Here is a 19,158-nt window from a genome sequence, read left to right as displayed (position 1 = left end):
CTTTTGAGGGGGACCCCTTCCATGCACGCCGATCTCTCCCGTCTCACCTTCCGGCCCGACCGGCGCTACTCCGCCGTCGTCGCCCAGCAGGGCCGCGTACAGCTCGACGCCGACGCCAACGAGCAGACCGCCATCCAGCTCCACCAGGCCCGTACCCTCGCCGCCGACCTGATCGGGCAGCACGGCGGCCCGGCCGCGGACGCCGGATTCCACATCACCTTCAAGGGCGGCAGCCGCGATCTGGACGACCTGATCATCGAGGGCGGCCGCTACTACGTCGACGGCATCCTGTGCGACGCGACCCGGCCGCTGCCCGGTGTGCCGGTCGACGACGAGGCGACGGACGGGGCCTTGGCCAAGGAGGGCGAGGCCGACGCGCCCGAGCCGGACGAGCCGCCCGCCACCTGGACCTACTGGGACCAGCCCGACGCCTACCGGGACCCGGAGCGGCCGGGCGACCGGCTGCCGGAGCAGCGTCCGTTCCTGGTCTGCCTCAAGGTGTGGGAGCGGTCGGTCACCGCGGCCGAGGACCCGGCGCTGCGCGAGGTGGCCCTCGGCTCGGCCATGCCGGACACCGCGGCGCGGGTCAAGGTGGTCTGGCAGGTGCTGCCGCTGGAGGGCTCGGCCCTGGAGCTGGAGAACCCGGAAGGGGCGAACAAGGACCAGGTCGGCAAGGCGTTCGAGGCGTGGGCGCGGAACGCGACGGCGCCCGGGTCCCGGCTGGCGGCCCGCGGCGAACGGCCGGAACACGCGGATGAGGACCCCTGCCTGGTGCGGCCGGACGCCCGCTACCGGGGCCCGGAGAACCAGCTGTACCGCGTGGAGATCCACGAGGGCGGTACGGCGAAGGAGGCGACCTTCAAATGGTCCCGGGAGAACGGCTCGGTGGTCTTCCCGGTCGACGAACTCGACGGCACCTGGGTGGAGTTGGCGTCACTGGGCGGCGACGGCAAGCTGGATCTGGGCGTCGGGGACCTGGTGGAGTTCGTGGACACGGCCTACACCAGCCGGGGTGAACCGCTGCCGCTGCTGCGGGTGGAGGAGGTCGACCTGCCGGGGCGGCGGGTGCGGCTGTCCGGTGAGCCGGAGCCGGGCGTCGGACGCCGCCCGGAGCTGCGGCCGTTCCTGCGCCGCTGGGACCACCGGGAGAGCGCCCGGCGCCCGCGCAAGGGCGCGGCCGCGCGGCTGAAGCGCGGTGCGCTCAAGGTCGAGGAGGGCCGCTGGCTGCCGCTGGAGGACGGCGTCGAGGTGTACTTCGCCCCCGACGGCGCCTACCGCTCCGGGGACCACTGGCTGATCCCGGCCCGCACCGCCACCGGCACCGTGGAGTGGCCGGTGAACGCGGCACGCACCCCGCTGCTCCGGGCCCCGGCCGGGATCCAGGTGCACTACGCGCCGCTGGCGTGGGTGACGGCCGAACAGGCGGAGCTGGACCTGCGGATGGTGTTCGGGCCGCTGGCCACGCCCGCCCCGGCCGCGGACGCGCAGGCGCTCGCGGCGGAGGCCGAGGCGGATGCCGGGACCAGGGCCGGGAAGGACGCCGAACCGGAAGCGTAGGCCCGGTCCGGAGCCGATTGAGTTCCGTGACCGTGGCATCCGTACATCACCATGCCGAATCCCTAAGGAGCACATCCATGGCCACGCCGCTCACCGCCGACCGTCTGCTCAAGGCGCTCCGCGACGAGGGACTGGAAGTCCATGAGTACCGCGACTGGCGCACTCACAACCGCAACTCCAAGGGCCCCTGGGGCCCGGTCAACGGGGTGATGATCCACCACACCGTCACCAAGGGCACGGACTCCTCCGTGGAGCTGTGCTACGAGGGACACTCCGCACTGCCGGGGCCGCTGTGCCACGGCGTCATCGACAAGGCCGGCGCGGTCCACATGGTCGGCCACGGCCGCGCCAACCACGCGGGTCTCGGCGACAGCGACGTGCTCAGAGCCGTTGTCGACGAATCCGCGCTGCCGCCGGACAACGAGGCCGACACCGATGGCAACCGCCACTTCTACGGCTTCGAGTGCATCAACCTCGGCGATGGCGAGGACCCGTGGCCGGAGCCGCAGAAGCTGGCGATCGAGAAGGTGTCCGCGGCCATCTGCCGCGCCCACGGCTGGACCCAGCGGTCGGTGATCGGCCATCTGGAGTGGCAGCCGGGCAAGATCGACCCGCGTGGCTTCACGATGGACTCCATGCGCGGCCGTATCGCCAAGCGGCTCGGCGCCAAGCCGGACGGTCCGGCCCCCAAGCCGCCCGCCACGTATGAGCCGTTCCCGGGCGCCGACTTCTTCCGCTCCGGCCGGGTAAGCAAGATCATTACGGCGATGGGCAAGCGGCTGGTGGCCGAGGGCTGCGGACGCTACGAGGAGGGCCCGAGCCCCGACTGGACCGAGGCGGACCGCAAGTCCTACGCGGCCTGGCAGCGCAAACTGGGCTACTCCGGCGATGACGCGGACGGCATCCCCGGCAAGACCAGCTGGGACAAGCTGCGCGTGCCGAACGTCTAGCCGCAGCGCAGGTTTCCCCTGCCCCGGGCGCGGAGCGGGTCAGCGGTCCTCGCTCCCGCGCCCGGGGCAGTCCGCGTCCAGCAGCGGATCGATACCGGCCCGCAGGAAGCGCAGCAGGGTGTCGTCCGGCGTGGCGGCCAGCGCCGGTGAGCGGATGGCCAGACGCAGCAGGGTGATGCCCATCAGCCACGCGGCCAGCAACTCGGCCCGCAGCTCGGCGTCCTCGCCCTCCAGGCGCCGCGCGAACCCTTGCGAGAACACCTCGGTGACCTCCTCGCGCAGCCGCCCCACGGTCTCCTCCCGGCTGGAGGAGCGGAGCTTGGTCAGCAGCGGATGCGGGGCCTCCTCCTCGGTGGGCCCCATCGAGACAACATCGCAGATCCACGCCGACACCTGGTCCAGCGGCAGATGGCGCAGCGGCTCGAACAGGCCGGTGCTGGTCGACACGGCATCGAACAACGCCTCCTTTGAGCCGAAATAGCGGTAGACCAGGGCGGCGTCCACCCCCGCGTCCTTGGCGATGTCGCGCACGCTGCAGCGGTCGTAGCCGTACCTGGCGAAACGCAGCGCGGCGGCCCCCAGCAGTGCGCTGCGCGTGCCCGCCGCGTCGTATCTGCGGGCGCGCGGGGGGAGATCGTCGCACCCTCGCGGGTCGCTTGCCCGGTTCACTTGTCGTACCTCCGCCTGGACCGTGCCGTACATGCTGCCGGTTCAGCCTCGCATGTCCAGAAGTCATCCACCGTTGTCATCGTTTGTTGACCAAGATCGGGGTCAACGCGTTATGTTTTGTCAACGCGTGGTGACTTTGGTCGCCGGCTCGCGCGGTCCCGGCCGGACGAGGGTGTCCGGCCCGCTCGTCTCCCAACGGGTGGCCGCCGGGCCGGGCCTTGCCACGTGCCCGCATCTGACCCCCAGCAGAAGTGGTGAACCCCTGTGCAGATACGACGCGTTGCCGTGGTGGGCACCGGATACGTCGGACTGACCACCGGCGCCTGTCTGGCCACCCTCGGCCATCGAGTGGTGTGCGCGGACAGCGACCGCCACAAGGTCGAGCGGCTCCGGCGGGGCGAGGTCGACATCCTCGAGCCCCGCCTGCCCGAACTCGTCCGCGAGGGGCTGGACTCCGGGCGGCTGGAGTTCATCCGGGACACCCGGGCCGCGGTCGCCGACGCCGACGTGGTGTTCCTGTGCCTGCCGACCCCGATGGGCGTCGGCGGCGCCGCCGACCTGGCCGCCGTCGAGGCCGTGGCGGATCAGATCCGCGATGAGCTGCCGCACGGCAGCGTGGTGGTCAACAAGTCCACCGTGCCCGTCGGCACCGCCGAGCGCGTCGCCGCGCTGCTGGACCGTCCGGATGTGGCCGTGGTGAGCAACCCGGAGTTCCTCCGCGAGGGTTACGCGGTGCGCGACTTCCTCCACCCCGACCGCATCGTGGTCGGCGCCGCGGACCACGCCGCGGCGCGGCGGGTGGCCGGCCTGTACGCCGGGCTCGACGCCCCGCTGGTGCTCACCGACGCCGCGGGCGCCGAACTCGCCAAGTACGCGGCCAACTTCTTCCTGGCCATGAAGCTCTCCTTCGCCAACAACCTCGCCACACTGTGCGAGCACTTCGGCGCCGATGTGGACGATGTGCTCGCGGGCATCGGCCACGACCCCCGTATCGGCTCGGCGTTCCTCCGTCCGGGCCCCGGCTGGGGCGGCTCCTGCCTGCCCAAGGACACCCACGCCCTGCTGACCATCTGCCAGGAGTCGGGCGTGGACTTCCCGCTGCTGGGCGCCACCATCGAGACCAACGTCGAGCATCAACGGCGGCTCGTCGAGCGCGTGGTGGCCGGGTGCACACCGGGCGACGGCTCGTTGCGCGGCGTACGGCTGGCCGTGCTGGGCCTGGCCTTCAAGGCGGGCACCTCCGATCTGCGCGACTCACCGGCCCTGGCCATTGCCCGGCTGCTCAAGGAGCGGGGTGCCGAGCTGCACGCCTACGACCCCGCCCTCAGCGAGACCCGCCCCGACCTCAGCGATCTGCTCACCCTCGCCGACACCCCGGAGGAGGCCCTGAGGGGAGCGCGTGCCTGCCTCGTCCTCACCGAGTGGCCGGAGTTCCGCGACCTCGACTGGGAGCACATCGCCGGACTGCTCGGATCCCCGCACGTGTACGACTTCCGCAACCTCCTGGACCCCGACCGGCTCCGCCGCGCCGGGCTGACCTGCGAGGGCATCGGCCGCACGCTCGCGATGGCGGGCTGACCGCCCCAGCCCTCGCTCGCCGTACGAGACCCTTCCCACAGAAAGGCCCCTGCGTTGCGGGTTATGTTCACCACGCTCGGCAGCCCCTCCCACGGCCGGGCCCAGCTTCCCCTGGCCCGGTCCCTCGCGGCCGCCGGCCATGAGGTGCTGGTCGTCACCACCCCGGCCCTCGCCTTCGTCTTCGAGCGGGAGGAGGTGCGGGTGACCAGCGCCATCGGCGACTTCAGCCCGTCCGCCTTCCTCGGCACCGTACTGGCCGAGGAGAACGCCCGGGGCGGTCCGCCGGAGATGGACGGCGAGGCGCCGCAGGCGCGCATGCTGCGCCTCATGACCAAGGCCGTGTCCGGCCCGATGGCCACGATGCTGCTGGACACCCTGCTCCCCGTGGCACACGACTTCCGCCCCGACCTCATCCTGCGCGACGGCATGGACCTCGCCTCCTGTGTCATCGCCGAGGCGCTCGGCATACCCCAGCTGTCCACCCCCTCCGGGGCCTCCAACACCTTCGACCCGGCCGGATTACTGCCGGGCCTCAACGTCCTGCGGAAACGGCAGGGGCTGTCCACCCTCGAGGACCCGCTGTCGCTCATCCCGCACGGTCGCATCGACTACGTACCACCCGCCTTCTCCTTCGCCCGGCATCTGCCGGCCTCCTGGTCCTACCGGCAGACGGTGGACGTGGACCGCGGCGCCGTGCTGCCGCGCTGGGTCGCCGAACTGCCCACCGACCGGCCCCTGATGTTCGCCGCCATCGGCACCGCGATCCCCATGTTCCACGGCAACAGCGAGGCGGACGTCCCCGCCTCGCCCATGCCGTTGCCGGATCCGGTGGACACCCTGCGCGCCATGATCCAGGGGCTGTCGCGGCTGGAGGAGTGCACCGTCGTCCTTGCCACTTCCGGCCTCCCCGTGGACACCGACGGGGTGCCGCCCCATGTGCACATCACCAAGCGGCTGCCACAGCCCCTGCTGCTGGAATCCGTGGACCTCTTCCTCACCCACGGCGGCTTCAACAGCATCCGCGAATCGCTGCGCACGGCCACGCCGATGGCGGTGCTGCCCCAGTTCGGTGATCAGCCCGGGAACGCACAGCGGGTCGAGGAACTCGGCCTCGGCCGGCACATCACCGACCCCACACCGGACGGCATCACCACCGTCTGCCGTGAGCTGCTGGCCGACGACGACTGCCGCGCCCTGGCCCGCCGGGCGCGGCTGGAGATGCTGGCGCTGCCGGAGATCGACAGTGCCGTCGCCGACCTGGAGAAGATCGCCGGATAACACCCGGCTCCCGGAGCCCGGGCCCCGCGCCCGGGCTCCGGGCCCCGCTCTTCCAGCCTCCGGCCTCCGCTCTTCCCCGGCCTCCGGCTTCGACTCCCCGCTCCGGGCTTCGAGCCCTGGCTTTCCCCCCCCGGCCCCCCACGCGCGGCAGAGAAGGTTCGCAGGTACGCATGTCGTCCTCATCCACCACCACCGAGCCCACCGAGCCCCAGAGCCCCGTCCGGCTGACCCACCGCCAGGTCGTCACCGTGCTGTCCGGGCTGATGCTCGGCATGTTCCTCGCCGCGCTCGACCAGACCGTGGTCTCCTCGGCGCTGCGCACCATCGCCGACGATCTGCACGGCCTCACCGCCCAGGCGTGGGTGACCACCGCCTATCTCGTCACCGGCACCATCGTCACCCCGCTGTACGGGAAGCTTTCCGACATCTACGGCCGCCGGCCGGTCTATCTGACCGCCATCGTGCTGTTCACCTTCGGGTCGCTGCTGTGCGGATTCGCCACGTCCATCCACCAGCTCGCGGCCTTCCGGGCGGTCCAGGGCCTCGGCGGCGGTGGACTGATGTCGCTGGCCATGACGATCATCGCCGACATCACCTCGCCACGGGAGCGCGGCCGCTACCAGGGCTACATCACGGCGGTGTTCGCCGGCTCCAGTGTCGTCGGCCCGCTGGTGGGCGGGGTTTTCGCCGGGCGCGCCACCCTGCTGGGGCTCGACGGATGGCGCTGGATCTTCCTGGTGAACATACCGCTGGCGGCCCTCGCCATCGTGGTGATCCTGCGCGTGCTGCACGTGCCTCACCAGCCCGTACGGCACCGTCTGGACTACGGCGGGGCGCTGACGCTGGCGGTCGGGATCGTGCCCCTGCTCATCGTGGCCGAACAGGGGCGGAGCTGGGGCTGGGGCTCTCCCCGGGCGCTGGTGATGTACGCGGTGGGAGTGGTCGGGCTGGTCTCCTTCGTGCTGCTGGAGCGGCGGATGGCGGACGCCGCGCTGCTGCCGGTCAAACTGTTCCGCATCCGCGCGTTCCGGCTGGGCACCGTGCTGCACTTCACCGTGGGCATCACCATGTTCGGCGCCATGACGACGCTTCCGCTGTATCTGCAGCTGGCCAAGGGCATGAGCCCGATGAAGGCGGGCCTGGCCACGCTGCCGACCATGGCGGCGAATGTGACGGTGACCCTGGTGGTGGGCCGGCTGATGTCACGGACGGGCCGGTTCAAGGTCCATCTGGTGGGTGGCGTCGGCTCCCTCACCGTCGCCATGCTGGTGTTCGCCACGCTGAGGGACGACAGCCCGCTGTGGTACGTCGCCATCGGCATGGTGTTCATGGGGGCGGGCCTGGGCGCGGCGATGCAGACGATCACCACGCTCGCCCAGTCCGAGGTGCCCGGGCGGGACATGGGGGCGGCCACCGCGTCGGTGAACTTCTTCCGCTCCAACGGCGGCACGGTGGGCGCCGCCGCCTTCCTGTCCATCCTCTTCTCCCTGGCCGGTTCGCGGATCAGCGAGCGCCTGGCCGTGGCCTCCCAGCACGCGTCGTTCCGCCGGCTCGCCGAGGAACCGGCGAACGCGGAGGCGCTGAAGGGCGTCCTGCGGCCCGACGGCGGGGTGAACCTGGAGGACTCGGCGTTCCTCCGCCACCTCGACCCGGGCGTGGCGCAGCCGTTCCTGGAGGGCTATGTCAGCGCCCTGCGCGTGGTGTTTTTCACCGGGGCCGCGGTGGGCCTGATCGCCTTCGTGATCGCCGCCTGGCGGGTGCCGAACACCCAGCTCTCCGCCGACTGACCCGGTCGGCGGGAGCGGGCGGAGACCGAGGCGACGGGCGGGAGCCGCCACCGTAGGGCGCACGTAAACCCGGGGCCTACCAGGGCACCGGTGTGCCGTCCCAGGAGAAGAACCCGCCGGTGGGCCCGGTGTCCGGCAGGAGGGCGAGCCGGACCGCGCCCGCGGCGGCCTCGGCCGGATCCCCGTCGCTCCCGGCGGCGCGGGCGTTCAGATCGGTCCTGCGCAGCCCGGGGGCCAGCGCGTTGACCTTGAAGCCTTCGGAGGCCAGCGCCTGTGCGGTGTAGAGGGTCAGGGCGTTCAGAGCCGACTTGGAGGAGCGATAGGCCGCGCCCGATCCGGCGGAGACGGCGAACTGATGCTCCGGGTCCGCGCTCCAGGTCAGCGAACCGGTGCCGCTGGAGATGTTCACGATCCGGGGCGCGGGCGAGCGGCGCAGGGCCGGAAGAAAGGCGTTGGTGACGGCGAGAACACCGAAGACGTTGGTCTCATAGGTCCGGCGGAAGCCATCGAGATCCGTCTCGGGCGCCGTGCCGCCGTCCACCATGATCCCCGCGTTGTTGACCAGGATGTCCAGCCGGTCCAGCCGCGCGGCTGCCGTGGCGATGCTGCCGGAATCGGTCACGTCGAGCACCATCAGCCGGGCGCCGCCACCGATCTCCTCGACGGCCTGCCGCCCCCGCTCCGCGTCGCGCGAGCCCACGTACACGGTGAGCCCCTCGGCGGCGAGCTGATGTGCGATGTCCTTGCCGATGCCCTTGTTGGCACCGGTGACCAGTGCTGTGCGATCGTTCATGACATCAAGGGTTCCCCGGCCACGGCCACCCTGCCAGGGACAACCTGTACCAGGCAGCCGAAGGAGGCAGCATGGCGAGGCACGAACTGGCCCGCTTCCTGCGGGACCGCCGCGAGGGGCTGCGCCCCCAGGACATCGGTCTGCCCGCCGACCCGCACCGCCGTACGCCGGGTCTGCGGCGGGAGGAGGTGGCGGAGCTGGCCCATATGTCGGTCGACTACTACACCCGCCTCGAACAGGCCCGGGGCCCTCGGCCCTCGCCGCGCATCCTGGACGGGCTGGCGGGGGCGCTGCGGCTCGCGCCCGCCGAGCGCAGCCATCTGTTCCGGCTCGCGGGGACGAGCGCACCCCCGGGCGTGCGGGCGGTGCGGCGGGTCCGCCCGCATATCGACCAGATGCTGCGGCGGCTGCCGGACACCGGGGCGATCGTCACCGACGCGGCCTACGACGTGGTCGCCTGGAATCCGCTGGCACAGGCCCTGCTCGGCGACGACCTCGGCCGGCACAGCAACCTCGCCCGCCGCCGTTTCCTGGACCGGGGCCACGTGTACGAGAGCTCCAGCGCCGAGGAGTTTGGTCGCATCGTGGTCGCACGGCTGCGCCGGGCCGCCGACCGCTATCCCCATGACACGGCGCTCACCGCGCTGCTGGGCGAACTGCGCACCGGCAGCGAGGAGTTCCGGCAGATCTGGGACGAGCGACCGGTCCATGCGCCCGGCCACCGGACCAAGACCATCGACCACCCCACGGCCGGGGCGCTCCAGCTGAACTGCGACGTCCTGCTGGTACCCGAGGACGACCAGGAGGTGGTCCTGATCACGGCCGACCCCGGGTCGCCCTCCGCCCGCACGATCCGCCGGCTCGCGGGCGCGGCGGCGTCCTGAGGCGTGGCCTGCGCGCCGTCAGTCCCGTGAATTGCCGAACAGCAGGCGGTACAGGACGAGGAGCACGAACGAGCCGCCGATCGCCGCGCCCCAGGTGGCGGGGTCGAAGAACTCCTTCTGGACCTCCCGGTCGAAGAACTGCGCGGAGATCCAGCCGCCCACGAAGGCCCCCGCGATGCCGATGACCGTGGTGCCGACCAGCCCGCCGGGGTCACGCCCGGGAAGAAGGATCTTGGCGATGACTCCGGCCAGCAGGCCGAGGATGATCCAGCTCACGATGCCCACGTCGTCGTCCCCTTCGTTGTGCTCTGGTGCGGTTGTGCCGTGCCGGGGTGAGCGGCTTGATCTCCGGATGCCCGGGGGAGCGGGCGCCATGCCTGAACAGTGCGTGAAGAACGCCGGTCAGCCATAGGACAGATTGGAGCAGGGGTCGTCGTCGGCGGAGCGGGCGTCCTCGGCCACCTTCGAGGGCAGCGCGGAGGGCGTGGCGGGCGTGGAGGCACCGGGAGAGGGCGCGGTGAGGTACGTCTGTCCCAGGGTGAGGCTGATGCCCGGGGTGGTGGCGGGCCGCAGTCCGGCGCCGGGGAAGAGCTGGGCCACGGTCCGGGCCTTGTCCCGCTCGCCGGGGCCGTAGCCGATCACGGTGGTGGCGTGGTCCTGGCTGTCGGCGTTCGTGGTACCGGCCACGGTGAAGCCGTGTGTCGTGAGGGTGTCCGCGGCGCGTGCGGCGAGCCCCGGGGTGGTGGTGCCGTTGTACACGGTGACGCTGATGCCCGCGCCCGCCACGGTGGACGTGGCGCTCGGGGTGCCGCTCGGGGTGGCGGAGGGCCGATGCCCGTCCTTCTTCCCATCGGCCGTCTTCCCGTCGATGGTGCGGTCGGCCCTGATGTCGGCCCACAGCGCATCGGCGTCCGGCTGCACCACGGCCACGCGTTCGCCCTGGTAGCGCCACGGGATGGTGAGGAACTTGGTGTTGTGCAGATCGATGTCCTTCAGCGACATGGCGAAGGACATCAGCTTCTTGGCGGACCCGAGCCCCGGGTCCACGGTCATGGACTTCGTGGCCGCGTCCGCCAGCGGATACAGCGTGGTCGGATCGAACCCCTGGCCCTTCACCTTCTTGAACAGACTGGAGATGAACGCCTGCTGCCGCTGTATGCGCCCGATGTCGGAGCCGTCGCCGATGCCGTGACGGATACGGACGTAGTCCAGCGCCTTCTGCCCGGAGACCGTCTGCACCCCCTTGCTGAAGATGCGCTTGCCGCGGGTGCTGCGGTTGGGGCTCAGATCGCGTTCATAGACGTCCTGCGGCACACACACCTGCACCCCGCCGACCGCGGAGGTCATCCGTGCGAAGCCCTCGAAGTCGATGACGACGGTGTGGTCCATGCGCAGCCCGGTCAGCTTCTCGACGGTGTTCTGGGTGCAGGCCGGGTTGCCCTGCGCCGTCTCACCCACGGAGAAAGCCGAATTGAACATGGTGTTCCGCTGCGTCCTGGTCCATTTGCCGTCGGGCAGCCGGCACGGCGGGATGTCGACCAGGGTGTCGCGGGGTATCGACACCCCGACGGCGTGCTTGCCATCGGAGAAGACATGCAGCAGGAGGGCGGTGTCCGAACGGCCCACGTCCCCGGTGCCGCCGCCCAGCTTGCTGTTGTCGCCCGACCGGGTGTCCGATCCGATGACCAGCACGTTCTGACCGGCGGCGTTGCCCTCGGGCCGATTGTCCGAGAGGCCGTCCGCCCCGAAGGTGGTGATGTTGCCGTTCAGCTTGAAGTAGAGCCAGCCGGCCCCGCCGCCGAGCAGCACCAGGAACGACACCACGATCAGCAGAGCGATCCGCAGCGGGCGGCGCCCCTTGCGCCGCCCGCCCGGGTCGGCCGGCCCCGTGGTGGGGCTCCCCGTCGTCTCCCCGTCTCTGCCTGTCATGCGCGTCCTTCGTCCGGCGGCTGTTCGAAGGAGAAGACGAACGATGTTGGCTTGAGGTTCTGCGGTTGGTGCGCGGAGGTTCAGCGGGCCAGGGAGACGGCGAACGGCCGGAGTCCGTGGCGGCGCAGCACATGGGGCACGAGCAGGACGAGGGCTTCGGTGGCGCGCGCGGTGCTGACGTCGCCGAGGTCCTCGATCCACTCGGGCTTCCAGCCGAGATCGGCGAGGAGGTCCGTGGTGAGGGCCTTGGCGTCCGCGTCGTCCCCGGACAGGTAGGCGGTGGGCGGGGTGGACAGGTCGGCGGGGGCGGTCATGACCGGGAAGAGCATGCTGTTGAGGGTCTTGACCACCCGGGTCGCGGGCAGCGCCCGCTGAAGCTGCTCGGCCAGACTGCTGCCGGGATAGCACAGGTCCGAGGGAAGCCCGTCGGAGGCGTGCCGGGTGGCGTTGGAGACATCGATGAGGATCTTGCCCGTCAGCTCGGTGTGCAGGGCGGAGAGGCGTTCCAGGGCGGTGTCGCCCGGGGTGGCGTTGATGACGATGTCGGTGGTGGCGGCGGTGGTGCGCTGGTCGGCGTGGCGGATCGCCGGGACGGCGCCGGTCTCGTCGGCCGCGGCCTCCTGGGGCGGCTGCCGGTGGCCGAGGGTGATCTGGTGGCCGGCCGTGGCGAGGGCGCGGGCGAGACCGCTGCCGACACGTCCGGTGCCGAGGATGCCGATGCTGGTCATGCGGGTGTGCTCCTTGCTGGGTACGGGTGGTCAGGCAATGCGCGACAGGACCTGCTGGGCGCGGGTGGTCAGGCGCGGGGCGACAGGACGGAGACGGCCTCGGCGTGGATACCGGGGGCGGTGGCCAGGAAGTCACGGCCGGCCAGGTCCCATGGATTGCCCCGGGTGTCGGTGACGGTGCCACCGGCCTCGGCGACCAGCAGGGCGCCGGCCACCAGACCCGAGCGCACATCGGAGAACTGCCAGAACGCGTCCATGCGTCCGGCGGCGACATGGATCAGCTGCAGGGTGGCGGGCACCGAGACACGGACGACCAGGCCGTGGATCAGCATCTGGGTGACCGAGGCGCCGATCCGGTGGAACGTGCGCTCGTCCTCCCCGGGCCGGGCCTGGCCCGTGCCGACCAGGGCCGCGCCCAGGTCCGTCTTGGCCGACACCCGCAGCGGCGCCCCGTTCAGATGGGCGCCGTGACCGGCCACCGCGGTGTACCAGTCGCCGGTCAGCGGAAGGTGGACGACGGTGAGGACCGGGTGGTTGTCGCGGACGAGGGTGGCGGTCACGGCCCAGTCGTCCATGCCGTGCACATGGTTGATGTTGCCCTCGGCCGGGTCGACGATCCACCACTCGCCCGGAGGCAGCGCACCGCCTTCCAACTCGTCCTCGGCCCAGCGCGCGCCGGGCCTCGCGGCCATCAGCGGCGCCTTCAGGACGTCGAGTACGGCGTCGTCATTGGCATGGATCTCCGTGACGATCTCGTCGAGGGCCACACCGCGGGCCTGTGGGGTGTGGCGCTTCCGCAGCAGTTCGCCGGCGGTGCGCACGGCGGCGGTGACCCGGTTGAGCAAGGTGGCGTCAAGGCCGTTGTCGGGGGTGGTGCCGGTGGCAGTGGACATGAGGTGCTCCCACGAGTGGTGAAAGAGAGGGGAGGCTTGGCGCGCGCTTCGCCGTCTGCGCCTCGACGGTAGGCAACCTCATCGATGAACGGCAATTGCACATCTGGCACTGCTGGTGTTACCCGCGTGCAAGGGAAGGTGGCGGGCCGACGAGCACACGCCCGGGCCGAAGCGAATGCTTCCGGCCCGGGCGGATCGCTCTGGTTACGGATGGAGGGCTGTGCGAAGGGCCCGGACCTGGTCCGCCAGGTTGTGCTCGCTGATCCGGGCCGTCGAGAACAGCGGGTCGAACCCGTGCACGGCACCTGGGACCTGGATGCCGGCATTCCGTACGATCACCGTCACCCACCACCCTCGATGAGCTCGCTCCGGCTCATGACGAGCCCTCACAGCGCGGAGATCACCCGCCTGCGGTCCTCCATGGCCCGGCGGGCGAGCCGGGAGGCGGGGGCGAGGCGGTCGTACTCGTGGATGGCCCCGCTGTGGACATGCAGTTCGGTGGAGACGTCGGCCTCGGCGAGCCGTTGTGCGTAGGTGACGGCCTCGGCGCGGAAGATGTCGAGCTCTCCGACCTCGACATAGGCGGGTGCCAGGCCCGCGACGGTGGCGACGCGCGCGGGCGCCGCCTGCGGCGGCACGGTGTCGGTGCCGAATGCCGTGCCCAGCAGGGCGTGCCAGCCGGTCCAGTTGTCGTCCCAGGTCCAGGCGACAAACGGGGTCAGCCGTGGATCCGGGGTGAGCGTGCGGTCGTCCAGCATGGGATACAGAAGCGCCTGGAGAGCGAGGGGAACTCCCTTCTCACGGGCGAGGATCGCCGCGCCCGCGGCGAGCCCGCCCCCAGCGCTGTCGCCCATGACGGCGATGCGGCGGGGATCGACCCTCAGCTCGGCCGCCTGGCCACCCAACCAGGTCAGCGCGGCGAACACGTCCTCGACGGGGCCGGTGCCGGTGGCCGCGTCGGGGGCCAGGCGGTAGTCGACGGACAGGAACGGCACCCCGGTCGTCTGGACGTATCCGGCGACGAGGGAGTCGTAGAGATCGACGCTGCCCGCGATCATCCCTCCGCCATGGGCGTAGACGACCGCGGAACCCGGCGCGGAGCCGGCCTTCTCGTACCAGCGGACGAGGATCTCCGCCCCGTCCTCGGACCGCACCTTGTGCGACTCCGCCTTCACCAGGGGAAAGCCGGAGGGGTAGGCCGGGAGCAGGGAGGCCAGCCACCGCATCGAGGCCGTGCCCCTGGCGCGCAGCGTCCGCCAGTCGTCGCGTGCGGGCGGGGGAGTGGGGCCACCCTGCTCGGCGAGGGCCTGCAGCACCGCGGCGAGCTCAGGGTCGAGGGTGAAGGCCATGGTCGACTCCGTTCGAGGACGGCGGGGCGCTGCCCCAACTGTCCTCAAAGACTGCTGTGTTGCGCTTGAGAGCCGGTACAGAAGCCCAGTGGCGGCCGCAGAAGCCCAGCGTGGCCGCAGTCCGGGGCGGCCGCGGAAAGCCGGCCGTGGCGCGCCGGGAGCCCCCGGGGCGGGCGCCCCTTCCCTTCGGTGCGCCCGCCCCTGACCCTCGGCTCTCCCGACCAGCGCCTTCCCCGCGTCCGCTCCCGTACTCCAGGGAAACCCGAGAGTGCGGGCGCCCGAGCACCGGTGCCCGGGCCGGAACGAGTCCGGCCCGGGCACCGTGCTGTCGCCTTGCGGGGCTTGTGGATCAGTCCCGCTGGGCGCCCTTGGGAAGCTGGCGCCACTTCACCTCGGTAGTGGTGTCGTAGCTCCAGTCGAGCATCTTCTTCGCGTCCGGGTAGCGGTCCGCGTCGTTGAGCACGACTCCCACGACCTCCTTGTCACCGCGCTTGGCGGCGAACACCAGACAGGGTCCGGCGGGGGTGGTGGTCCCGGTCTTGACGCCGATGGCGCCCTGGTACGAGCCCAGCAACTGGTTGGTGTTGTCCCAGGAGTAGTACCGGGTGTTGCCGTTGGCCGCCGGTGCCTCCTGCTTGGTGGACACCGACTTGACGACCGTGTCGAACGTCGCGTTGTCCATGGCGCGCCGGGTCAGCTGCGCCAGGTCACGGGGCGTCGAGTAGTTGTCGCTGTCGGCCGAGACACCGTCGAAGGAGTCGTAGTTGGTGTTGGCCAGCCCCAGGTCCTTCGCCTTCGCGTTCATCTTGGAGATGAAGGACTTGGTGCGCTCGGCGGTGGTGTCGCCGGTGCCGAAGGTGTCGGCCAGCGCCATCGCCGCGTCACAGCCGGACGGCAGCATCAACGCGTACAGCAACTGGTTGACGGTGAGCTTGTCGCCGGTCTGCAGATCCGCCGTGCTGGCGCCCGCCTTGGTGACATAGTCGCGGTATTCCTGCTTGACGGTGACCTGCTGGTTGAGGTCCAGACCTCGGGTCTCGAGCACCACGAGGGCAGTCATGATCTTGGTGGTGCTCGCCATCGGACGTTTGGTGTCGGCGTCCTTGGCCATCAGCTCCTTGTTGGAACCGGTGTCGAGCAGGTACGCGCCCTGGGCGCTGACCTCCGGTGGCGGCTCGGCCGAAGCCTGGGCCATCGCCACCGGAACCGCGATCGCTACGGCCACCGTGGACGCGACCGCCGCGACTCTCCAGCGGGGGGTCACGATTCCACGACGTTTATGCATTCGCGCTCCTTTTCGGTTGTTGAAGATTGGGCGACCGCATCGTCTCACCGGGCGAAATGCGCCCACGCTTCGGGGTATCGGCCAAGCGATGGCATCGGGGAAACAACTACTCCCCGGGCCAGCACGGTTGATCCGGCACGGCCGTGCGGTCCGGTGCGTGTACCCGTCGGTCTGCGACACTCATCGGGTGAGCCGGACACTCGATCACGATGCACTGCGTGGACGTGTCGCCGTCGTCGCCGGGGCGACCCGCGGCGCCGGGCGCGGGATCGCCGCCGCGCTGGGCGAGGCCGGCGCCACCGTCGTCTGCAGCTCCGTCTTCTACGACCTGGTGAAGACCGCGGTGAACCGGCTGGCCTTCTCCCAGGGCCACGAACCGCCGCCGTACGGGGCGACGGCGGTCGCCATCACGCCGGGCTGGCTGCGCTCGGAGATGATGCTCGGGCGCCTACGGAGTCGGCGAGGACAACTGGTGTGACGCCTTGCTGCCGGACAGGGGCGAAGGCCGCCCGACCGCCCCCGGAGGCTCCGCGTTCTCCGAGTCCCCTCGCTACCTCGGCCGCGCCGTCGCCGCGCTGGCCGCCGACCCCGACCTGGCCAGGTGGAACCAGCGGTCGGTGAGCTCCGCCCAGCTCGCCAGGGAGTACGGATTCACCGACACCGACGGGTCGCAGCCCGACAGCTGGACCGCGACCTGACAGAGACCCCGTCAGGGCTGATCAACGCGTCACGCATGTGGCGCCGCGTGTTCTGGCCGCTCTCCCAGAGCCCATGGCGGCTCGGCGCCGCGCCGTCGCGCGGCCCGTCGGCACACCGCGAAACCGGCGGTGGCCAACAGCAGATAGGCGGGGACGAGCAGCACCGCGTCCGGCGTCGTCTGCTCGGTGTGCCAGCCCGCGCCGCGCCGGTCGCCCTCCAGCACGATCCGGTTGACGGTCAGGAAGGTCAGATGGGTGCCGATGGCGGCCCACAGCGGAGCCCGGCTCACGGCCGTCCGGGCCGCGACGAGCGTCAGTCCGAACACGGTCAGGAGGATCAGATAGTCGGCGGGATTCTGCCCGTCCGGTGCGAACCCGATCGGTTCCGGATCGCCGCCGACCAGATGCGCGGTCGCGGCCCCGACCACGGTCGATGCCCCCGGCACCAGCAGGAACACCGCCGTTGTGCCGAGGGCCGACACGGTAGCGCCGAACCGTGTGCGCAATGACGTCCAGGCGTAGCCGCGCAGGGTCGTCTCCTCCGGCAGGGCTTCGAGCAGGACGGCGACCACCCCGTTCGAAAGGAGGAACCCGGCGAGGGTGGCGGGCTCGATACGCGACCAGCGGAGCATGCCCGCGGCGGTACCCGCGCCGAGAACGAGGGCGGCCGCGGCCGCCGTCACCACCACTCCGGTCAGCAGCGCACGCAGGCTCGCGCCCGGCCCGCCTAACCCGAGCCACGCCGGGGACCGGCGTCCGCGGCGCACGAGGAGGAGTGTGAGTGGCACGGCCAGCGCGGTGACCAGCGCGCCCGGGAGCACCCGGGCCGCGAAGCCGGTGAGGCCGAGGGCGTCGGCGCCGACCGGCCCCAGGGCCGTGCCGACACCGAGTGCCGTGGCCATCACCAGACCACCGGTCAGCGCCCGGAGCGGGGCGGCGGAGGTCGAGGGGGCGGGTGTACCGGTGTGCGGCTCGGTCATGGGGAGGTCCTCCGGGAGGCGTGGTGACTTCCGCCATCCTCACGTCCCACATCGCCACGAAGGTCGTAGCCACTGATGAAACCGCCCATACATCCTTCGGCGTACCGCGCGTCCGTGGTCTGAGCCCATCGGCCGGGGGTGGGCCACTCACGAAGCCGACCGTCCGATGGCCGGAGCCGCTCGGTGCCGCTCGGTGCCGCTTGGCGTCGCGCCGGTCAGCGGGGGCGGGCGGCCGCGCAGCGTACGCAGGTGTCCGCCGCCGGGCGCACCTCCAGGCGTTCCGCCGGGATCGGCTCGCCGCACACCGCGCACCGCCCGTAGTCGTCGCGGTCCAGCCGCTCCAGCGCCTCGTCCAGGGCGGCCAGATGGTCGCGTGCCCGGGCCAGCAAGGCGGCGACATGGGCCCGCTCGAAGGCGGTGCTCGACCCCTCCGGGTCGTGCTCGTCGTCGACCGCCACCAGGGCGTTCGACGCGACGATCCCCTCGAATTCACGGTTCAGGGCCGCGATCTGCTCCCTGGTGCCGGCGTGCTCGGCCATCAGCCGTTCGCGGATGTAGGCGCGCTCGGCCGAAGGCAGAGCGTCATTACGGGATGAATCGCTCATGCCGTCATAACCTCGGCGCCCCCGTCCGCATTCCGGTTCGCACCGGAAGTCTTGACGTCTCCGGGGCGCGATGCAATGTATGGGAGCGCTCCCAGATGCGCTGTGCGGATGCCCTCACACCCTCACTCCTTGGAGTCATGATGAGACGGAAGAGATCTCTGGCCGCCTTACTGGCCTTATTGGTCAGCCTTCTCGGGATCGCGGGTCTCGGCCGGACCGCCCATGCCGAGCCGGCCCGCCCGCCGGCCCCCCTGGCCACGGGTCTGCACATCAGCGGCGGCCGCCTGCTGGAGGGCAACGGCAACGACTTCGTCATGCGCGGTGTCAACCACGCCCACACCTGGTTCCCGGGGGAGACGCGGTCGCTGGCCGACATCAAGGCCCTGGGTGCCAACACCGTCCGGGTCGTCCTCTCCAATGGCCACCGCTGGACCAAGAACAGCCCCGAGGACGTGGCCGCCATCGTCGCCCAGTGCAAGGCCAACCGGCTCATCTGCGTACTGGAAGTACACGACACCACCGGCTACGGCGAGGAAGCCGCGGCCGCCTCGCTCGACCAGGCGGCCGACTACTGGATCGGCCTCAAGAGCGCGCTCACCGGCCAGGAGAACTACGTCATCATCAACATCGGCAACGAACCCTGGGGCAACACCGACCCCTCCGGCTGGACCGCCCCCACCGTCGCCGCCGTCCAGAAGCTGCGCAACGCCGGGTTCCAGCACACCATCATGGTGGACGCGCCCAACTGGGGACAGGACCTGCAGAACGTGATGCGCGCCAACGCGCGGACCGTCTACGACGCCGACTCCACCGGCAACCTGATCTTCTCGATCCATATGTACAGCGTCTATGACACGGCGCGGGAGATCACCGACTATCTGAACGCCTTCGTGGCCGCCAGGCTGCCCATCCTCATCGGCGAGTTCGGCGGGCCCGCCGACCAGTGGGGCGATCCGGACGAGAACACCATGATGGCCGCCGCCCAGCGGCTGAAGCTCGGCTACCTGGCCTGGTCCTGGAGCGGCAACACCGATCCCATCCTGGACCTGACCACCGACTTCGACCCCGGCAAGCTCACCGACTGGGGAAAGCGCATCTTCAACGGTCCGGACGGTATCGCCGAGACCTCCCGCGAGGCCACCATCTACGGCGGCGCCCACGCCACCGGCTAGTACCGGGAATGCGGGGCGGTGGT

The 19,158-nt window shown here is 71.2% G+C and carries 16 protein-coding genes and 2 pseudogenes; 8 read left to right on the top strand and 10 right to left on the bottom strand.

Annotated elements, in window-relative coordinates; all coding sequences use genetic code 11:
* The first annotated feature begins 21 nt into the window (after window positions 1–21).
* Window positions 22–1,557 carry a DUF6519 domain-containing protein gene (locus tag ACFYOY_RS24940; RefSeq protein WP_351888202.1) on the top strand — a complete coding sequence of 512 codons (1,536 nt, stop codon included), beginning with the start codon at window positions 22–24 and terminating at the stop codon, window positions 1,555–1,557.
* A gap of 77 nt (window positions 1,558–1,634) precedes the next feature.
* Window positions 1,635–2,507, top strand: coding sequence for a peptidoglycan-binding protein (locus ACFYOY_RS24935; RefSeq protein WP_351888199.1), 873 nt, complete (start codon window positions 1,635–1,637; stop codon window positions 2,505–2,507).
* A gap of 39 nt (window positions 2,508–2,546) precedes the next feature.
* Here the strand turns inward: ACFYOY_RS24935 and ACFYOY_RS24930 are convergent, their stop codons facing one another.
* The gene (locus ACFYOY_RS24930; protein ID WP_351888196.1) at window positions 2,547–3,176 is read right to left on the bottom strand and encodes a TetR family transcriptional regulator; all 630 of its coding nucleotides are present in this window, start codon (window positions 3,174–3,176) and stop codon (window positions 2,547–2,549) included.
* Window positions 3,177–3,440: 264 nt separating this feature from the next.
* On the opposite strand from ACFYOY_RS24930, the gene ACFYOY_RS24925 reads away from it, so the two are divergent.
* The 3 genes from ACFYOY_RS24925 to ACFYOY_RS24915 all read left to right on the top strand — a co-directional run bounded on the left by ACFYOY_RS24925 (window position 3,441) and on the right by ACFYOY_RS24915 (window position 7,819).
* Window positions 3,441–4,754, top strand: a complete 1,314-nt coding sequence (locus ACFYOY_RS24925; protein WP_351888193.1) for a UDP-glucose/GDP-mannose dehydrogenase family protein — start codon at window positions 3,441–3,443, stop codon at window positions 4,752–4,754.
* 63 nt (window positions 4,755–4,817) lie between these two features.
* A complete protein-coding gene (locus ACFYOY_RS24920; protein ID WP_351888190.1) occupies window positions 4,818–6,032 on the top strand; it encodes a glycosyltransferase in 1,215 nt (404 codons plus the stop codon).
* A 170-nt stretch (window positions 6,033–6,202) separates the two neighbouring features.
* The gene (locus ACFYOY_RS24915) at window positions 6,203–7,819 is read left to right on the top strand and encodes an MDR family MFS transporter (protein WP_351888187.1); all 1,617 of its coding nucleotides are present in this window, start codon (window positions 6,203–6,205) and stop codon (window positions 7,817–7,819) included.
* A 76-nt stretch (window positions 7,820–7,895) separates the two neighbouring features.
* On the opposite strand, the gene ACFYOY_RS24910 is transcribed toward ACFYOY_RS24915, so the two are convergent.
* Window positions 7,896–8,612, bottom strand: a complete 717-nt coding sequence (locus ACFYOY_RS24910) for an SDR family oxidoreductase (protein ID WP_351888184.1) — start codon at window positions 8,610–8,612, stop codon at window positions 7,896–7,898.
* 71 nt (window positions 8,613–8,683) lie between these two features.
* Here ACFYOY_RS24910 and ACFYOY_RS24905 point away from each other — a divergent pair, with 71 nt between their 5' ends.
* Entirely contained in the window at window positions 8,684–9,496 is an 813-nt protein-coding gene (locus tag ACFYOY_RS24905) for a helix-turn-helix transcriptional regulator (RefSeq protein WP_351888181.1), read from the top strand.
* Window positions 9,497–9,514: 18 nt separating this feature from the next.
* On the opposite strand, the gene ACFYOY_RS24900 is transcribed toward ACFYOY_RS24905, so the two are convergent.
* From ACFYOY_RS24900 to ACFYOY_RS24875, 6 genes are all read right to left on the bottom strand, one after another.
* Complete coding sequence (locus ACFYOY_RS24900) at window positions 9,515–9,781, bottom strand: GlsB/YeaQ/YmgE family stress response membrane protein (RefSeq protein WP_093469170.1); 267 nt, start codon at window positions 9,779–9,781, stop codon at window positions 9,515–9,517.
* A 117-nt stretch (window positions 9,782–9,898) separates the two neighbouring features.
* On the bottom strand, window positions 9,899–11,425 hold the full coding sequence (locus tag ACFYOY_RS24895) for an LCP family protein (protein WP_351888178.1): 1,527 nt from the start codon (window positions 11,423–11,425) through the stop codon (window positions 9,899–9,901).
* Between the two features lie 80 nt (window positions 11,426–11,505).
* The gene (locus ACFYOY_RS24890) at window positions 11,506–12,153 is read right to left on the bottom strand and encodes an NADPH-dependent F420 reductase (protein ID WP_388589651.1); all 648 of its coding nucleotides are present in this window, start codon (window positions 12,151–12,153) and stop codon (window positions 11,506–11,508) included.
* 68 nt (window positions 12,154–12,221) lie between these two features.
* Complete coding sequence (locus ACFYOY_RS24885) at window positions 12,222–13,046, bottom strand: inositol monophosphatase (protein ID WP_351888175.1); 825 nt, start codon at window positions 13,044–13,046, stop codon at window positions 12,222–12,224.
* 386 nt (window positions 13,047–13,432) lie between these two features.
* A complete protein-coding gene (locus tag ACFYOY_RS24880) occupies window positions 13,433–14,395 on the bottom strand; it encodes an alpha/beta hydrolase fold domain-containing protein (protein WP_351888172.1) in 963 nt (320 codons plus the stop codon).
* 349 nt (window positions 14,396–14,744) lie between these two features.
* On the bottom strand, window positions 14,745–15,680 hold the full coding sequence (locus ACFYOY_RS24875; RefSeq protein WP_351888169.1) for a serine hydrolase: 936 nt from the start codon (window positions 15,678–15,680) through the stop codon (window positions 14,745–14,747).
* 313 nt (window positions 15,681–15,993) lie between these two features.
* Between ACFYOY_RS24875 and ACFYOY_RS24870 the strand changes: the two are divergent.
* Window positions 15,994–16,378, top strand: a pseudogene (locus ACFYOY_RS24870) (short-chain dehydrogenase); the annotation flags it as partial.
* Window positions 16,379–16,407: 29 nt separating this feature from the next.
* Here ACFYOY_RS24870 and ACFYOY_RS24865 read toward each other — a convergent pair.
* Both ACFYOY_RS24865 and ACFYOY_RS24860 read right to left on the bottom strand, forming a co-directional pair.
* Window positions 16,408–17,358 (bottom strand): type II CAAX prenyl endopeptidase Rce1 family protein, encoded by a 951-nt coding sequence (locus tag ACFYOY_RS24865; protein WP_351888166.1) that lies wholly within the window; start codon window positions 17,356–17,358, stop codon window positions 16,408–16,410.
* A 215-nt stretch (window positions 17,359–17,573) separates the two neighbouring features.
* Complete coding sequence (locus tag ACFYOY_RS24860; RefSeq protein ID WP_351888163.1) at window positions 17,574–17,963, bottom strand: TraR/DksA C4-type zinc finger protein; 390 nt, start codon at window positions 17,961–17,963, stop codon at window positions 17,574–17,576.
* A gap of 140 nt (window positions 17,964–18,103) precedes the next feature.
* Between ACFYOY_RS24860 and ACFYOY_RS24855 the strand changes: the two are divergent.
* A pseudogene (locus ACFYOY_RS24855) lies at window positions 18,104–19,117 on the top strand (glycoside hydrolase family 5 protein); the annotation flags it as partial.
* Between the last annotated feature and the right edge of the window lie 41 nt (window positions 19,118–19,158).

It is taken from the genome of Streptomyces sp. NPDC007875 (assembly GCF_042868035.1).
Classification (GTDB): Bacteria; Actinomycetota; Actinomycetes; order Streptomycetales; family Streptomycetaceae; genus Streptomyces; species Streptomyces antimycoticus.
The sequence above is the reverse complement of the archived record's forward strand: the minus strand, read 5'-3'. Positions and strand labels throughout refer to the sequence as shown.

Excerpts from the sequence above, each read along its gene's own strand:
- ACFYOY_RS24890 (WP_388589651.1), bottom strand. The coding sequence starts at position 12,153 with ATGACCAGCATCGGCATCCTCGGCACCGGACGTGTCGGCAGCGGTCTC.
- ACFYOY_RS24860 (WP_351888163.1), bottom strand. The coding sequence starts at position 17,963 with ATGAGCGATTCATCCCGTAATGACGCTCTGCCTTCGGCCGAGCGCGCC.
- ACFYOY_RS24905 (WP_351888181.1), top strand. The coding sequence starts at position 8,684 with ATGGCGAGGCACGAACTGGCCCGCTTCCTGCGGGACCGCCGCGAGGGG.
- ACFYOY_RS24920 (WP_351888190.1), top strand. The coding sequence starts at position 4,818 with ATGTTCACCACGCTCGGCAGCCCCTCCCACGGCCGGGCCCAGCTTCCC.
- ACFYOY_RS24910 (WP_351888184.1), bottom strand. The coding sequence starts at position 8,612 with ATGAACGATCGCACAGCACTGGTCACCGGTGCCAACAAGGGCATCGGC.
- ACFYOY_RS24880 (WP_351888172.1), bottom strand. The coding sequence starts at position 14,395 with ATGGCCTTCACCCTCGACCCTGAGCTCGCCGCGGTGCTGCAGGCCCTC.
- ACFYOY_RS24885 (WP_351888175.1), bottom strand. The coding sequence starts at position 13,046 with ATGTCCACTGCCACCGGCACCACCCCCGACAACGGCCTTGACGCCACC.
- ACFYOY_RS24865 (WP_351888166.1), bottom strand. The coding sequence starts at position 17,358 with ATGACCGAGCCGCACACCGGTACACCCGCCCCCTCGACCTCCGCCGCC.
- ACFYOY_RS24915 (WP_351888187.1), top strand. The coding sequence starts at position 6,203 with ATGTCGTCCTCATCCACCACCACCGAGCCCACCGAGCCCCAGAGCCCC.
- ACFYOY_RS24895 (WP_351888178.1), bottom strand. The coding sequence starts at position 11,425 with ATGACAGGCAGAGACGGGGAGACGACGGGGAGCCCCACCACGGGGCCG.
- ACFYOY_RS24875 (WP_351888169.1), bottom strand. The coding sequence starts at position 15,680 with ATGCATAAACGTCGTGGAATCGTGACCCCCCGCTGGAGAGTCGCGGCG.
- ACFYOY_RS24935 (WP_351888199.1), top strand. The coding sequence starts at position 1,635 with ATGGCCACGCCGCTCACCGCCGACCGTCTGCTCAAGGCGCTCCGCGAC.
- ACFYOY_RS24940 (WP_351888202.1), top strand. The coding sequence starts at position 22 with ATGCACGCCGATCTCTCCCGTCTCACCTTCCGGCCCGACCGGCGCTAC.